The organism is Bifidobacterium platyrrhinorum, from assembly GCF_010667645.1.
In the GTDB taxonomy this organism is placed as follows: domain Bacteria; phylum Actinomycetota; class Actinomycetes; order Actinomycetales; family Bifidobacteriaceae; genus Bifidobacterium; species Bifidobacterium platyrrhinorum.
Genome location: NZ_WHZV01000003.1, coordinates 189,311 through 205,312 on the forward strand (window position 1 = coordinate 189,311; position 16,002 = coordinate 205,312).

Sequence of the window (16,002 nt, forward strand, 5' to 3'; positions counted from 1 at the left end):
CACGGCGCCGGGGAAGTCCGCGGGTCACCAGATTTGCGGGCGGACGAGATCGTTGGCTTCGAGGAAGCGCTGCACGTCGCGCAATTCGTCCATGTTGATGGAATGGGCCATGCCCGGGTAGATGTGCTCGCTCAACGTGCCGTGCGCTCGCCAGAACGCGCCCATCGCCTTCACGTCGGAGGACGGGAAGATGTCGTCGATGGAGCCGTGCCCGTAGAAGACCGGCGGCTGGGATTCCTCCAGCGCCTTGTCGCCGTCCATCACGCCCGGCGCAAGCCAGCCGGAGAAGCTCACCGCCGCCGCGTACCGGGCGGGGTCGAAGCGCAGCATGTGCGCGGCCAGCAGGCCGCCCTGCGAGAAGCCCATGGTCACGACCGGCCGGTCGGCGGGGATGCTCCCCCTCACCCATGCGTCGATGGCCGCGGCCGCGTCGTACGCCTGACGGGTCAGCGACCCGCCCTCGGGCACGCCCTCGTGCGCCCAGTCGCCGAACCAGGTGAACCCCATGCCGTATGCGATCGGCGCCCTGAGGCTCGCATAGTCGGCCGAGCCCGCGCCGCAGTAGCGCAGCAGGTCCGGCAGGTCGTATTCGTTGGAACCCCAGCCGTGCAGCAGCACGAACACCGGGTCGGAGGAGGAACCGTTCAGACGCGTCAAAGCCTTGGTGATCTTCATGTCTCCCCAGTGTAGACCGGCGCCCGGTGGCCGGAACCGGATGAAAGCGAACGATAACACCCCATAAGCAACCCGTATAGCAACGCCGTTCCATCCGCGGGCGCCATCCGTTATCTTCGATATCAGCCGCGCGGGGAACGGCCCCGCACACGGACGCCACACGATAGGGGGTGCGCAATGACCAGGTTCAACACTCAGCTCGTGCACGGACTGCCGGTGGGCGACAACGCCACCGGAGCCGTGAACCCGCCGATCTACAACTCCACGACATATGCCTTCGAAGGGGTCAACGCCATGCCCCGCTACGATTACGCGCGCAGCGGCAACCCCACCCGCGAGTTCCTCGAGCGTCAGATCGCGCAGCTCGAGCACGGTTCGCGCGGTTTCGCGTTCGCCTCCGGCCTCGCCGCCATCCACGCGACGCTGAGCATCTTCAAGCCGGGCGACCGCATCGTCGTCGGCAAGAACATCTACGGCGGCACCTATTCGTTGTTCCATGAATACTTCGCCGACCGCGGACTCACGTTCGACGCGGTCGACACCCATGATCCCCGGGCGCTCGAAGCCGCGGTCGCCGGGGATTGCGGGCACGGCGTCCCGGCGGCGAAGGCCGTCTACTTCGAGGTCCTCACCAACCCGCTGCTCGACGTGAACGACGTGCGCGCCATCGCGAACATCGCCCACCGCCACGGGGCGATCGCCATCGTCGACAACACGTTCGTGACCCCGTACCTGCAGCGTCCGCTCGACCTGGGCGCAGACATCGTCATCCACTCGGCGACGAAGTACCTCGCCGGCCACTCCGACGTGAACGCGGGCCTCGTGGTCACGTTGAGCGATGCCATCGGCGAGAAGCTGTACTTCGCGCAGAACCGCTTCGGCGGGGTGCTCGCGCCGCTCGAATGCGATGCGGTGCGCCGCGGCATCCAGACGCTCGCCCTGCGCATGGACCGCCAGCAGGCCAATGCGAAGGCCGTCGCCCGGTACCTGCTCGCGCACCCGCTGGTGAAGACCGTCAACTACCCGGGCCTGCCCGGCCGTGAGCGCGAGCTGGCCGCCAAGGGGCTCAAGGGCGCCGGCGGCGTGCTCAGCTTCGAGGTCGTGCCCGGCGTGGATCCGGCGGACGTGCTCGACAACCTGCACGTGTTCCGTCTGGCCGTCTCGCTCGGCGCGGTCGAATCGCTCGCGGAGCTGCCGTGTCGCATGACGCATTTCGAACTGCCGCGCGAGGAGCGCCTCAAGGTCGGCATCACCGACGAGCTGGTGCGTCTCGCCATCGGCATCGAGGACGCCGCGGACCTCATCGAGGACCTCGGCCAGGCGTTCGACATCGCCTACGAGAAGTACCTCGAACGCCACTCCGGGGCGGATGTCTTCGCCCAGCTCACCTCCGGCGTCTTCGCGTGAGCGGGATTCGGCGGTGACGGGTCAGCCGTGTGCCGCCGTTTCGGCGTGCGTCACCGTGCTTCGTCGAGGTTCAGCCAGGCGCACTCTTCGTCGGTGAGGTCGATGTCCGCGGCGGCCGCGTTCGCCTCGATGATGGGCAGGCTCGTGCATGACAGCAGGGCGAACACGTTCATGCCCTGATGGAACAGCCATGCGACGGCGATCTGCGCCACGGTCGCCCCCTTGCGCCCGGCCAGCTGCTCGGCGCGATGCAGGCGCTCGAAATTGTCGTCGTACAGGAACCCCTTGCGCGCCTCCTGGTCGAGGACACGCTCCGCCGACGCGCGGTCGGACGAGGGGAACATGCCGGTCATGAAGCCGCGCGCCAGCGCGGAGTAGGCGAACACCGCCATCCCGTTGCCGCGGTACCAGTCGCGGTCCGCGGCGTGGTCCGCGCCGCCGATGGTCACGCCCTCGCCGACCCACGGGTTCTCATGCTCGACGGCGAGGCCGAAGTTCGGCGACGACACGGTGAACGGCGTCAGATCGTGTTCGGCCGCGTACCGGTTCGCCTCCGCGATGCGTGCGCAGGACCAGTTGGATCCGCCGAACGCGCGGATCTCGCCTTTGCGGTGATGCTCGTTGAGCCATTCGACGATCTCGCCGGCGGGCACGTCCGGATCGTCGCGGTGCAGCATGTAAATGTCGACGTACCCCGTGTGCAGACGGTCCAGCGACTGCGCCAGATCGCGGTCCAGGGCCTCCTTGGTCACGCGGCTGCGCACCCATCCCTCGCCGAAGTCCGGATGGCAGCCCTTCGTTTCGATGACGAGACGCTCGCGGTCGTTTCGTCCCTTGAGCCAGTCGCCGAGGGAGATTTCCGCCTTGCCGTAGTTCTCCGCGCAGTCGAACGCGTTGATGTCGCATGCGACCGCACGGTCGAGCAGTTCCGAGGCGTCGCCGCCCTCGAGCATCACCTTGAACGCCGTGCCGCACACCACGCGCGACACCGGCTTGTCCACGCCCTCGATCCGTCCGTACCGCATCATCGCCTCTTTCCGGGGATTGGTTCGGGGTTCGTTCCCCTCGCCGTCATCGTATTCGCGGCTTTCGACCGGCCTGTTGTGTTCGGGGGAAGGATGTCCTTCCTCCGAAGGATTCGTCGGCGTCCCGGATTCTCGAAGAGAACGGCCATCTCGAGAATCCGGGACACTGAGCAACAACAAACGTCCCGGATTCTCGAGGATCGGGTTTTCCTCGAGAATCCGGGACGCCGGGATGGTGGTGCGGTGCCGATCGTGGGGCGGCGCGCCGCCCCTTACGCCTCGCGCAGGAGACGTAGGTGCGCGTCGTCCGGCTTCGGCGGGACGGTGCAGCTCGGGGCGAGCAGGAACGGCTTGCCCTCGCGGGCCTTCACCGTCTCCTGGATCTCGTCGGCCAGCTTGGTTTCGTCGGTGCCCTCGCCGATGAGCGATGCGTCCGGGCCGCCGACGGGCACGGCGTTGAAATCGTCGCTGATCGGCGGGTTGCCGGGCACGTACTGGTCCCACTGTAGGAAGTCGATCGGGTAGTCGGCGAACCAGTCCGGGTTGGCGTGGTCGCGGCAGGTGTGCAGCAGCTTCACGTGGTCGCCCACGGCCGCCAGCACGCGCTCGTCATAGGGGCGGGCGAGCTCCTTGAACTGCTCGTGCGTGAAATAGCCGCGGCTGGCCATGCCGGTCTCCGCGTAGAAGACGCCGTCAAGGCCGGCACCGCCCTGTTCGACCGGCTCGAGCACGGTCTTCACGTAGGCGACGAGCGTCTCGGTGATCGCGTCGAGCGCCTTGAAGGTGGCCTCCTTGTCGGTGAACAGCAACGTGTCCTTGTCGAGCTTCGGGGCGGCGCCGTAGAGCGGCTTGCCGTTGATGCGCGGCAGACCAGCCACGAACAGCAGCACCGTGAGCGGGGAGAACACGGTCTCCAGGATCGCCCGGTCGCCCAGGTCCTTGCGGATGAGACGCGCGGAGGCGATCTGGTCGGCGAACGGCTTGCTTGCGGTCGGGTCCACGGCGACGATCCCCGCCAGGTCCCCGGGGGTGTTCACCGGGTAGTCGAGCAGACGCGGGGAGCGGCCGGTGCCGTAGTCGTCCGGGTCGAACCGCGCGCCGAAGCCTTCCGCGTAGTAGGCGGAACGGGGATTGATCTTGACGAAGTCCCAATCCCATTTGCGTACGAAATCGATGTGCGCCTGGGCCTGCAGCTCCACGTCGTATTCGTTGCCGACGAAGTGCTGCCATGCGCTGGTCAGGTACGGCACGGTGCCTTCGCCCCGGGCGAGGTCGTGGAATTCCTGTCTGCGGTCGCGCGTCATGATAAATGCCTTTCGAGTGCCACGCATACGGATGCGACAAATGTCGTGACATGCATGCGTACGTATGAAAACGAATGCGCGGGGACACGGCGGCGACGGATCGCCCACGCATCCCCATGCGTTTCCCCAACCTGTCCGCGGCGGTGAACCGCGAACAGGCCTCAATATACGGTGCCGCCACCATGGAAATGCGCCGTGCTCTATAACCGTTGCCTATACGCGACTATCAATCCCAGCCCGCACAAGGACCGGACGGGGGACATAGGAAAAATGGATAGGCTCCCATAGCGAGAGCGAGTAGCCACGCCCGCGAATCCGCGGTCCGGATGCCGTATGCTGACGGCAACGCCGCTTCGGCGACGTTCACGGATATGGGGGATATCGATGTTGGGGAAGCTCGCCAAGGTTCTGGGACTGGATTACCCGCCGGTCCTCGGGCCGCGCCGTGTGGGGGAGGACCTCGCGTCCGCCACGGCGTCGCGTTCACGAGTCGAAGATCCGGTGTTCGTGCCGTTGGGCCCGGCAAGCATGTCCCAGCCCATCGTCATCAGGTCGCACGCCGGTCGCTGAACCGGCGGACGTGCCGGCCCTTCGGGGGAGGGGCCGGCACGCAGGGCCATACGGCGCCGCAACGGCGGCGTCGCCATCACCCGCGAATTTCACACAGGCAATTAGAGGGGAAATCATATGCATATCGGGAAGAAGACCGGGGAAAGGACCATCGCCGCGATAGCGGGCCTGGTGCTCACGTCGCTGCTCGTGGCCGGCTGCGGCTCCGCGGGCGCCGGCGACGCGTCGAACGCCGCCGCGGGAGACTCCGCCTCCGTGCAGAAGGGCGGCACGCTCGTCTGGGGTTCGCGCAGCGAGCCGGGCAACGGCGGCCTCGACCCGTACGTCGCGTCCGTCTACCGTTCCACCGCCGTGCTGGCGCTCACCTACGAGACGCTCGTGGTGAAGAACGATTCGGGCAAGATCGAACCGGCGCTCGCCACCAAGTGGGAACAGCCCGACGCCACGACCTACCGGTTCACGATCCGCGACGGCGTGAAGTTCTCCGACGGTTCCGCCCTGACCCTCGACGACGTGGTGTGGTCGTTCAAGCACCACAAGGAGGTCAACGGGGCCGGCGACGAGGCGCTCGCCAACCTCAAGGACGTCAAGGCCGTGGGCGACCACGACGTCGAGTTCACGTTCAGCGAGCCGGTGCCCGGCTTCCTGAACCTCATCTCGCGCCGCACCGGCAGCTACTTCATCGTCAAGCAGGGCTGGTACGAGAAGGCCGATTCCAAGACCCGCCAGACCAAGACCGTGGGCACCGGCCCGTTCACCGTCTCCGAATGGAACCACGGCGTGGACCTGAAGCTCGTGAAGAACAAGCACTACTGGGAGAAGGGCGTGCCCTACCTGGACGGCATCGACTTCAAGATCACCGGAGGCGACGAGCAGACGCTCCTGTCGCTCGTGCAGCAGGGCAGCGTCGACGCCGCGTGGTTCTGGGATCCCGAACTCGCCGCGCAGGCCGAGAACGCCGGGTTCACCAAGGGCAAGGACCAGTACACCTCGGCCAGGTCCCTGTGGATCGACCCGAACTACGGCAACGGCGCGCTGAAGGACGTGCGCGTGCGCCGCGCCATCTCCGAGGCCATCGACCGCGAACAGCTCATCAAGCTCGGCGCCAACGGCGTGGGCGCCCTGTCGTTCGCCACGCCGCCCGCGTTCAACGAGCTGAAGAAGCCGGGCTCCTCCACCCCGTACTACAAGTACGATCCCTCGGACGCCAAGAAGCTGCTCAAGCAGGCCGGCGCCGAGAACCTGACCATCTCCGTGACCTACGGCAGCGACGCGTCCTCGCAGACCGACGTGTCCATCCTGCAGCTCATCGCCAAGCAGCTGTCCAAGGTGGGCGTGAACCTCAAGCTCAACGGCGTGCCCTACTCCGAGGTGCAGAACGTGTTCACCACCGGCGCCGACTTCCCGTCCGAGCTCGTGTGGGTCGTGGGCACCAAGGGCGCCGACGCCGCCTCCAGCTACCACTCCTGGCTGGACGATTCGGGCAAGGTCTCCCACTGGCAGGGCAACGCCGACGCCGAGAAGGCCAAGTCGATCCTCGCCCAGGCCCGCAAGGAGTCCGACTCCGCCAAGCGTGCCAAGCTCCTCGACCAGCTCAACGAGGAGGTCGCCGACAAGGTGCTCATCCTCAACCCGCTGGCCACGCCGCTCGACACGCAGCTGTGGTCCAGCAAGGTGCACGGGTTCTCCACCGATTCCGAGGACGCCCGCGCCAACCTCAAGTACACCTGGATCGAGCACTGATCCGGAAATGATCCGGTCCGGCCGGCACCCCGTCGCGGGCGCCGGCCGGACCGGACCGACATCCACGGGAGGGATTCGTGTCTTCCACACTGCGCACCTACGGGCGCTACATCATACGCAAGCTCGGTTCGACCGCGTTCGTGCTGGTCGTGCTCTCGCTCATCGTCTTCCTCATGGTCAGGCTCGTGCCCGGCGACCCGCTCGCCGGGTACTACGACACCCAGGGCATGCCCAGCGACACCAAGATCGCGGCGCTGCGCGCCCAGCTCGGACTGGACCGGCCCTGGCCCGTCCAGTACCTCACCTGGTTCGCGGCGCTGTTCCGGGGTGATTTCGGCGATTCGCTCACCCAGCCGTACAGCGTCGGCTCGCAGATCGCCAAGAGGCTGCCGTACAGCATCGAGCTGTCCCTCCTGTCCACGCTCATCGCCATCGCCATCGCCCTGCCGCTCGGCCTGCTCGCCGGCCGCAGGGAGGGCGCCTGGCCCGACGCGCTCATCCGCGCCGGCGCGTTCTTCGCCATCTCCATGCCGAGCTTCGTCATCGGCCTGGCCATCGTGCTGACCAACTCGCGCACCCTGCGGCTGCGCCTCGTCGGCGCCGTGCCGTTCGCCCAGGCCCCGCTCGACAACCTGCGCCTCATGCTCGCCCCCGCCCTCGTGCTGGCGTTCCCGTTCGCCGCCGAACTCGTACGGTACCTGCGGGCCAACGTCATCGAGGACCTCAAACGGCCGTACGCGGTCACGCTGCGTTCCAAGGGCCTGACCCGCGGCCAGATGGTCTCCCGCCACAGCCTGCGCAACTCGCTCGTGCCGCTGAGCACCGTCGTGGGACTGCACCTCGCCGCGCTCGTCGGCGGCACCGTGGTCATCGAGAACGTGTTCTCGATCCCCGGCATGGGCCAGTTCCTCATCCAATCCATCAGCGCCTCCGACTATCCCAGCGTGCAGGGGGCCGTGTTCGTCATCGGAGTGATCTTCATCGTCATGAACCTCGCCATCGAACTGCTCTACCCGCTCATCAACCCGCGGATCGGGGAGGTGTGACATGACCGAAGCGATCAGCGAGATCGGGGAGACGCGCACGGGGCGCGTCCTGTTCGACGCCCGTGCCGGGCATGACGGGGACGACGCGGCGCCCGGGCGCGCCCTGCGCACGGCCGGCGGGCCACGCGCGCCGCGCCCGCGCCGCCGCCGCAACTGGTCCCTGTGGATCGGGCTGACGATCCTCGTGACCGTGCTCGCCCTGTCCCTATGGGCGAACGTGGCACCGCCCTTCGACCCCTACGACACGGTCGGCGGGCGCCTCGAGGCCCCGAACGCCGTCCACTGGTTCGGCACCGACAACATCGGACGCGACGTGTTCACGCGCGTCATGCAATCCGGACTCCTCGGGCTCGGCACCTCCGCCTCGGCGGCCGTGGGCGCCGAACTCATCGGCGTGGTCGTCGCGGCCGTCGCCATCAGCGGCGGGCGCGTGGTGCAGGAGATCATCATGCGCTTCGCCGACGCCTTCCTCGCCATCCCGGGCATCCTCATCGTGCTGCTGCTGCGCGTCGTGCTCGGCGCCGGCACCGTGCAGCTCATCATCGCCATGGTCGTGCTGTACATCCCCTCGGTGATCCGCGTGGCGCGAGGCGCCATGATCGAGGTCAACAACAGCGACTTCGTCGTGCTCGCACGCCAGCAGGGCGTCAGCCGCGCACGCATCATGTTCCTCTACCTCATCCCCAACGCGTACCCCACGCTGCTGGTCCAGGTGGCCAACATCGCCTCGCGCATCATCGTGCTCGAAGCGGCCCTGAGCTATCTGGGGCAGGGCATCCAGCCGCCCGTGCCCTCCGCCGGGCGCATGCTCTACGAAAACCAGGTCTACATGCAGCCGGCGCCGTTCCTGCTCGTGGCGCCCGCGCTCGTCATCTTCGCGCTCGCCACCGGCTGGAACCTGCTCGCCGACGGCCTGCAGCGCAGGCTCGCGCAACGCAAGGAAGGAGCACGCGCATGAGCGCAGGCAATGTGGTCGCCGCCACGAACCTCGGCATCGCCTACGGCGGCGCCGGCGGATTCGCGCTCGACGGCATCGACTTCACCCTCCGGCCCGGCGAGATCCACGGCATCGTCGGCGAATCCGGCTCCGGCAAGAGCACGCTCGGCCTGAGCCTGCTCGGCCTGTTGCCGGACAACGCCCGGCTGTCCGCCGACACGTTCGATGTGGCCGGGCACGACATGGCGTCCGCCTCCGAACGCGACTGGCTCCCCGTGCGCCGCGGCGTGGGCAGCATGGTGTTCCAGGAGCCGTCCACCGCGCTCGACCCGACCGTGCCGGTCGGCAGGCAGATCGAGGAATCGCTCGAACTCGCCGGCTGGCCGCGAGAGAAGCGCCGCCCGCGCGCCCTGCAGATCCTCGAACGCGTGCACCTGCCCGAACCGGAACGCCGCGCCGGCATGTACCCGCACCAGCTGTCCGGCGGGCAGCGCCAGCGCGTCTGCATCGCCATGGCGCTCGCCCCCAGGCCGAAGTTCCTCATCGCCGACGAACCCACCAGCGCGCTCGACGTCACCGTGCAAAGCGAGATCCTCGACCTGTTCCGCGAGATCCGCGAGGTCACCGACATCGGCATCGCGTTCATCTCGCACGACCTGGCCGTCATCTCGCAGATCGCCGACCGGGTCACCGTTCTCTACCGTGGACGGCTCATCCAGCACGGCACGGTGCACGAGGTGCTCCGTGACCATCCGGAACCGTACACGCGGGCCCTGCTCGACGCCGTGCCCTCCGTGCACGACGCGCCGAAATCGAAATTCGACATCCACCGCACGGCATACGCGACGCCCCGGGGCGACGCCGCGCCGCGCACGAGGACGGGAGACGACGATGAGTGACGCACTGCTCGAACTGGACGGCGTCAGCAAGACCTACCGCAGCCGCGGAGGCTACCGGGTCAAGGCGCTGGACGACGTGTCCCTGAAGGTCGAGGCCGGTAGGACCACCGCCATCGTGGGGGAGTCCGGCTCCGGCAAGACCACGCTCAGCCGCGTCGCCCTGCGCATCGAACGCGAGGACGCCGGCTCCGTGCGCTTCCACGGCCGCGGCGTCGCCTACTCCCGCGGACGGGGAGGGCGCGGCACGGCGGGCAAGGTGCAGGCCGTCTTCCAGGACCCGTACGGCTCGTTCAACCCGCGGTTCACCATCCGCCGCTCGCTCGCCGAACCGCTGCACGTCATCGGCGTGGACGGCGAGGAGGCGGAACGGCGCTCCCGCGACGCGCTCGCGTTCGTCGGGCTGCCGGCCGACAGCCTCGACCGCTACCCGGACCAGTTCTCCGGCGGCCAACGCCAGCGCATCTGCATCGCCCGCGCCATCGCGCCCGATCCCGAGCTCATCGTGCTCGACGAGCCCACCAGCGCGCTCGACGTCATCGTGCAGGCCGAGATCATCGACCTGCTCCTGCGGTTGCAGGAGGAGCGCGGCATCGGATACCTGTACATCTCGCACGATCTGGCCACCGTCCGTCACATCGCCGACACGATCGCCGTCATGCACTCCGGGCGGATCGTCGAACAGGGGGACGCCACGGACGTGATCGAGCATCCGCGCGAGGAGTACACGCGGCACCTGATCGGGTCCATCCCGAACATCCGCCTGTAGGCTGGCCGGGCCCCGGCGCCGCTCCGTTCACGCGCCGGACGCCGTGCCGCGCGTCACCCATCGCGTCCCATCCCACACCGCATCACCGGACCGGACCACGCCACCGCATCATCGCAACACACCACCGCAACACACACCGCAACACCGAAGGGGAACCCACCATGACCATCGACATCACGCCCGCGGACGCGCTCATCTCGACGCCCCGCCACATCGTCATCTCCGGCTACGAGCCCAACAGCATCGTCGTCGTCGACGCGCGCACCGAACGCGCGCACGGCGCATGGTCGAGCCGTAACTACTACCTGACCGACCTCGACGGCGTCGTGGACCTCAACGAGACCGCGCCCGTGTGGGGCGACGGCGACGCCAAGGGCTACGACACGCCGCTGTGGTCGCAAAGCCCCGAGGAGGGCGTCGCGAACGGGTCGTTCTCGCCCTCGCCGGAGACGCCGCTCGTCACCGAACTGACCGTCTCCACCCTGCAGGGCGATTCCGAAACCGCCACGCTCACGCAGCGCTTCCTCGCCGACGGCGTCGTGCGCACCGACCTGGACGGCGACATCACCGCCCACCTGTACACGCCCGCCGGCCCCGGCCCGTACCCGACCGTGCTGCTGCTCAACGGCTCCGACGGCGGCTTCTCCGACCACAAGGCCGCGCTCTACGCCAGCGTGGGCATCCAGACCCTCACCCTCGCGTACTTCAACGCGCCCGGCCTGTCGCCATGGATCTCCGAAACGCACATCGAATACTTCGAGAAGGGCTTCGACTACCTGCATTCGCTCGGCACCGCGCTCAACGACCGCGTCATCGTCTCCGGCCAGTCGCGCGGCGGCGAACTCACCCTGTTGCTCGCCTCGCTGCTGCCGGACAAGGTGTTCGGCGCCGTGGCCTACACGCCCGGCGCGTTCGTCCACAGCGCGCAGACCTCCAAGGCCCCCGAGGCCGACTGGAAGGACCCGGCGTGGATCTGGCACGGCGAGCCGCTGCAGAACCTCTTCCACGACAACCCGTACGTGGAGGGCAACCCGTTCCTGCACAACGTGCCCCGCTACGAGGACCACAACGGGCGCAACACCGTGTTCATCGACGCGCAGCGCTCCGTCGAGCACGTCACGCGCGCCCGCATCCCCGTCGAGAACATCAACGGCCCCGTGCTGCTCGTCTCCGGCACCAACGACAAGGTGTGGCCCGCCTCGTTCGCCTCCCGCTACGTGAAGAACCAGCTCGAGGCCGCCGGGCACCCCTACGAGGTGAAGCACCTCGACTACGTGGGCGCCGGCCACTCCATCGGCCTGCCGACCGTGCCGCGCGTGCTCGTCTCCGCGCACCCGGTCTCCGGCACCGTCTCCTACTCGGGCGGAACCGCGTTGGGCAACGCCCTCGCCTCCGACGACGCCTTCGACAGGACCGTCGACTTCATCTACCGCGCCGCGCTCACGCCGGCCGTCGCCTGACGGGCGGGATCGCCGCGGGTTCCGCGGGTTTCGCGAGTTTCGCGGGTTTCGCGAGTTTCGCGGGTTTCGCGGGTTCCGCGAGTTTCGCGGGTTTCGCGGGTTCCGCGGCAATGTCCGCGATCCGCGGAACCGACGGAACGCGCGGCCCCGATAAACGGCTATAAGCAACGCCTGTATCCACAACCCCGTTTCCCGCTTGCCGGGAGGCGGGGTTTGCGCTTTGCTGGGAACATGGCCGGACGCGGGGGACAACCGCCCGGCCGGGGGACAACCATCATCAACCATCATCGAACCGCATCGGGGTGCGGTGCGGCCCGTCGACGGGACGCGCCACGCACGCCGGTCATACGGAAGGGGAACACGACCATGACGGACCTTCGCGCCACATTCCGCGACATCATCCACGGAACCTCCGACGTCCCGTACCTCGTCGGCGCCTGGCAGCACCAGGTCGGCCACGAATACGGGGCCGAGGACTTCGCCGACGCCTACATCGACTTCGTGAGGCGCTGGAACTGGGAGTGGGTGAAGATCAACCCGCGCGCCATCTACTACGCCGAGGCATGGGGTTCGCACTACGACAAGGACGACTACGCCGGCTACGTCATCCCGAAGAAGATCGACGACATCGTCACCTCCACCGACGACGTGGCGAAGATCAGGGAGCTCGACCCGAAGGAGAACCCGTACTTCGCCGAGGAGCTCGCCGCCGCCGCGCGCATCCGCGCCGCGTTCACCGACCGCGCCGTCATCCAGACCATCTTCTCGCCGCTGTCCGTGCTGCTCGAACTCGCCGACATCCCGCTCTACCCGGGCGACGCGTACGCCACGCCCTCCGCCACCGTCGAACAGGTCGTCTACGCGCGTCCCGACCTCGCGCACGCCGCACTGGGCAACATCGCCCGCACGCTCGCCGCCTACGCGACCGCGCTGGTCACGCCCGCCGAGCAGGGCGGCGCCGGCCTCGACGGCGTGTTCCTCGCGCTCACCGGCACCGTGAGCGAAAACTACTTCGACGCCGGGCAGTACGCCGAATTCTCCGAACCGTACGACCGCATCGTCATCGACGCGGTGCGCAAGGCCAATCCGGACGCGGCCGTGGTGCTGCACACCTGCCGCGCCGACTCCCACCCCGAATGGTTCGACCGCCTCGGCGTCGACGCCATCCACTGGGACCAGTACCTGCCCGGCAATCCCAAGGCGGACGCGCCGATCAAGGCCGTGCCCGTCGCCGGCGCCAACGTCGACCTGTTCGTGCCCGGCGCCGATCCCGCGCAGGTGACCCGCGAACTCAAGGAGACCATCGCGCTGCGCGAAGGCCGCCCGTTCCTGCTGGCGCCGAGCTGCACCGTCACCACGCCGGCCAACGAGGCGTCGCTCCAGGCGCTCAGCGACGCCCGCGTCGCCACCGCGGTCTGACTTGAATCGGACGCGGGCCGACGCGATAGGCCACGGCCGGGCGTCGCCCGACCGGAATCGCCCGCGGGCCGACGGGGCGTCATAGCCATCCCTTATAGGAACGCATCACGAATCGCGATGACGGCGCGACGATTCGCACGGCCCCGGTCTGATAGGTTCGTCACAGCGCCGTCATACATCATCATCGCCGTGCGGCGCGGCCGTCCGCCACGCCGCACGAGGAAGGGAAGTCGTCCATGTCGAGTTTCGCCACGCAGGCCGTCCACGCCGGATACGATCCATCGGAGAACGGACGCGCCGCCGTGCCGCCCATCTACGCCTCCGCCGCGTTCGACCTGGGCGACGCGCTGCGCGGCGACGCGCTCGCGGCCGGCGAACTCGACGGATTCGAATACTCCCGCGTGGCCAACCCCACCGTCGATGCGCTCGAGCGTCGCCTCGCCGCCCTCGAAGGCGGCGTCGGCGCGGTCGCCGTCGGCTCGGGCATGGCCGCCGTCACCTACGCGCTCATGTGCGCCGGCGAGGGCGGCGGGCGCATCATCGCGCCGTCGAACCTGTACGGAGCCTCCGTCGACGCGCTCGGCGACTTCCTGCCGCAGTTCGGCATCCACGCGGATTTCGTCAGGAACGTCAACGACCTCGAGGAGGTCGCCTCGAAGATCGGGCCGGACACGCGCGCCGTCTTCGCCGAGACCGTGGCCAACCCGTCCACCGAGGTGCTCGACATCGAACCGCTGGCGAAGCTCGCGCACGAGCACGGCGTGGCGCTCATCGTCGACAACACCGTGCCCACCCCCTACCTGCTGCGCCCCATCGAGCACGGCGCGGACGTGGTCGTGCACTCCACCACGAAGGGCATCACCGGGCACGGCAACGCGATCGGCGGCGCCGTGGTCTCCGGTGATTCGTTCGACTGGGGCAACGGGCGCTTCCCGCAGTTCACCGCGCGCCAGCAGGTCATCAGCGACGACCGTGCCGGCGAATGGCACAGCTTTGCCGAAAAATACGGCCGCGAGGCGTTCATCAAGCGCATCCGCATCAAGTACCTGCGCACGTTCGGCGCGGTCGCCAGCCCGTTCAACGCGTACCTGTCGCTCGTGGGATTGGAGACGCTCCCGCAGCGCGTCTCGCGCCAGGTCGACTCCGCCCGGCGCATCGCCGAACGGCTCACCCGCACGCCGCACGTGGTGAAGGTCAACTACTCCGGGCTCGGCAACACGCCACAGTTCGAACTGGTGCGCAAGTACTTCCCGGACGGCGTGGGCCAGATTCTCTCCTTCCTCGTCGACGGCAGCGCCGACAACGTGCGCCGCATTATCGACGGCACGAAGCTGTTCTCCTACGTGCCGAACATCGGCGACGCCCGCTCGCTCATCGTCGATCCGGCGCACATCACCCACCGCGAGGTGCCCGCCGAGGCGCGTGTCGCCGCCGGCGTGACCGACAACCTCATCCGCCTGTCCATCGGCCTCGAGGATCCGGACGACCTCATCGCCGACCTCGAGCAGGCCATCGCCGCCGCCTACTGAGCCGGGAGGACCCACTGGTATCTCGGCATCATCGATGAGGTGGCGGGTCGTTCGGCATCGATATGGCGGTGGATCGTTCGGTATCGATACGGTCGGGCTCGGGACGGCGGGCAAGAGCCACTGTTGAACCATCGGGTTGTCTTTCTTCCGTGCCGGAATTATTGTCGGACTGTTTTCCCGCGTACGGAATTCTCGAAGAGAAGGGGATTCTCGAGAAATCAGGACGCTGGGATGTCATAATCGTCCCTGATTCTCGAAGAGAGGGGGATTCTCGAGAAATTGGAGCACTGGGCAACGATGAGTGTCCCTGATTCTCGGGATCCCCGTTTTGTTCGAGAATTTGGGATGCTGGTTGATGTTCAATGTCCTTGATTCTCGGGATTCCCCTTTTCCTCGAGAATCGGGGACGCTGTGGGATGGGTGTGATTCGGGTATCGCCGTCCATCGGTAGCGCCCATTTTGGTCGTGGGCGATTTTGGCGATTGTGGGTCGCATCATTGATTGTTCGGGTTTTCGGCATCGACCGATGCATCGTCCATCGTGGTGGCGGAGGTGACCAGCGTGATCATACCTGTCTCCTTTGCTTCATCACCCATCGTGGGGCGGAGAACTCTTGCCATTGAGTCCGGGACATTGATTATCCGGATCATTGATCGTTGCTGAGCATTCGGGGACTGTCATCGACCGATGGCCACGTCCATCGTGGGAGGATCTCGCCATTGAGTCTGAGACATTGGTTGTATGAACCATTAATCGTTGCAAGCATTTGATTTTCCGCCATCGACCGATGCCGTTGCTCGTTGGGATGTCATCGGTGCCTTCGGCCGGGAACGACGGGACCGTGGACGGGATCCGCCGATGAGGACGTTCGGGGTCATTGCAGTCGCGGCACTCCGGCGGAGCCGAGCTTGTTCTCCAGGCGCCGGGGATTCACCACATCCTCGTAGAAGACGTGGATGAGCGACGTGACCCCTTGCTCGGTGAGATGACGGTCGCGCGTGCGCGAATGGTCGAGTTTCGCCTGCAGGCTGGCGCGGTTCGGGTTGCCGGTGTCCGCGTATTTGGCCATGCCGTCGTATTCGGCGACGATGACGCGTCCGTCGGCGAGTCTCCAGCAGAAATCCACGCGATACGGCATCGACGGGTTGCCGGGGTTGTCGAATTCGACCTGCAGCTGCGGTACGGCGAATTTCAGGTCGATGATGACACCGCGCATCAGCGA

13 protein-coding genes are annotated in these 16,002 nt (G+C 67.5%); 9 read left to right on the top strand and 4 right to left on the bottom strand.

Annotated elements, in window-relative coordinates; all coding sequences use genetic code 11:
• Nucleotides 1-24: 24 nt before the first annotated feature.
• Nucleotides 25-675 carry an alpha/beta hydrolase gene (locus GFD21_RS05245; RefSeq protein WP_163196880.1) on the bottom strand — a complete coding sequence of 217 codons (651 nt, stop codon included), beginning with the start codon at nt 673-675 and terminating at the stop codon, nt 25-27.
• A 177-nt stretch (nt 676-852) separates the two neighbouring features.
• Between GFD21_RS05245 and GFD21_RS05250 the strand changes: the two genes are divergently transcribed.
• Nucleotides 853-2,082 (top strand): trans-sulfuration enzyme family protein, encoded by a 1,230-nt coding sequence (locus tag GFD21_RS05250; RefSeq protein ID WP_163196881.1) that lies wholly within the window; start codon nt 853-855, stop codon nt 2,080-2,082.
• Nucleotides 2,083-2,132: 50 nt separating this feature from the next.
• Here the strand turns inward: GFD21_RS05250 and GFD21_RS05255 are convergent, their stop codons facing one another.
• The gene (locus GFD21_RS05255; RefSeq protein WP_225431687.1) at nt 2,133-3,110 is read right to left on the bottom strand and encodes an aldo/keto reductase; all 978 of its coding nucleotides are present in this window, start codon (nt 3,108-3,110) and stop codon (nt 2,133-2,135) included.
• A gap of 269 nt (nt 3,111-3,379) precedes the next feature.
• Nucleotides 3,380-4,411, bottom strand: coding sequence for a uroporphyrinogen decarboxylase family protein (locus tag GFD21_RS05260; protein WP_163196882.1), 1,032 nt, complete (start codon nt 4,409-4,411; stop codon nt 3,380-3,382).
• A gap of 687 nt (nt 4,412-5,098) precedes the next feature.
• On the opposite strand from GFD21_RS05260, the gene GFD21_RS05265 reads away from it, so the two are divergent.
• The 8 genes from GFD21_RS05265 (at nt 5,099) to GFD21_RS05300 (ending at nt 14,780) form a co-directional block, all read left to right on the top strand.
• Nucleotides 5,099-6,724, top strand: coding sequence for an ABC transporter substrate-binding protein (locus GFD21_RS05265; RefSeq protein ID WP_163196883.1), 1,626 nt, complete (start codon nt 5,099-5,101; stop codon nt 6,722-6,724).
• Nucleotides 6,725-6,801: 77 nt separating this feature from the next.
• A complete protein-coding gene (locus GFD21_RS05270) occupies nt 6,802-7,770 on the top strand; it encodes an ABC transporter permease (RefSeq protein WP_163196884.1) in 969 nt (322 codons plus the stop codon).
• A gap of 1 nt (nt 7,771) precedes the next feature.
• Nucleotides 7,772-8,728 (top strand): ABC transporter permease, encoded by a 957-nt coding sequence (locus tag GFD21_RS05275; RefSeq protein WP_163196885.1) that lies wholly within the window; start codon nt 7,772-7,774, stop codon nt 8,726-8,728.
• Complete coding sequence (locus GFD21_RS05280; RefSeq protein WP_163196886.1) at nt 8,725-9,606, top strand: ABC transporter ATP-binding protein; 882 nt, start codon at nt 8,725-8,727, stop codon at nt 9,604-9,606. The genes GFD21_RS05275 and GFD21_RS05280 overlap by 4 nt, the downstream gene beginning before the upstream one ends.
• Nucleotides 9,599-10,372 carry an ABC transporter ATP-binding protein gene (locus GFD21_RS05285; protein WP_163196887.1) on the top strand — a complete coding sequence of 258 codons (774 nt, stop codon included), beginning with the start codon at nt 9,599-9,601 and terminating at the stop codon, nt 10,370-10,372. Before GFD21_RS05280 ends, GFD21_RS05285 begins: the two co-directional genes overlap by 8 nt.
• A gap of 161 nt (nt 10,373-10,533) precedes the next feature.
• Nucleotides 10,534-11,832: an acyl-CoA thioester hydrolase/BAAT C-terminal domain-containing protein gene (locus GFD21_RS05290; RefSeq protein WP_163196888.1), complete on the top strand. Its 1,299-nt coding sequence runs from the start codon at nt 10,534-10,536 to the stop codon at nt 11,830-11,832.
• A 366-nt stretch (nt 11,833-12,198) separates the two neighbouring features.
• Nucleotides 12,199-13,251 (top strand): uroporphyrinogen decarboxylase family protein, encoded by a 1,053-nt coding sequence (locus GFD21_RS05295; protein WP_163196889.1) that lies wholly within the window; start codon nt 12,199-12,201, stop codon nt 13,249-13,251.
• Between the two features lie 236 nt (nt 13,252-13,487).
• A complete protein-coding gene (locus GFD21_RS05300) occupies nt 13,488-14,780 on the top strand; it encodes an O-acetylhomoserine aminocarboxypropyltransferase/cysteine synthase family protein (protein ID WP_163196890.1) in 1,293 nt (430 codons plus the stop codon).
• Between the two features lie 874 nt (nt 14,781-15,654).
• Here the strand turns inward: GFD21_RS05300 and GFD21_RS11085 are convergent.
• Nucleotides 15,655-15,996, bottom strand: a complete 342-nt coding sequence (locus GFD21_RS11085; RefSeq protein ID WP_225431688.1) for a hypothetical protein — start codon at nt 15,994-15,996, stop codon at nt 15,655-15,657.
• Nucleotides 15,997-16,002: the final 6 nt, after the last annotated feature.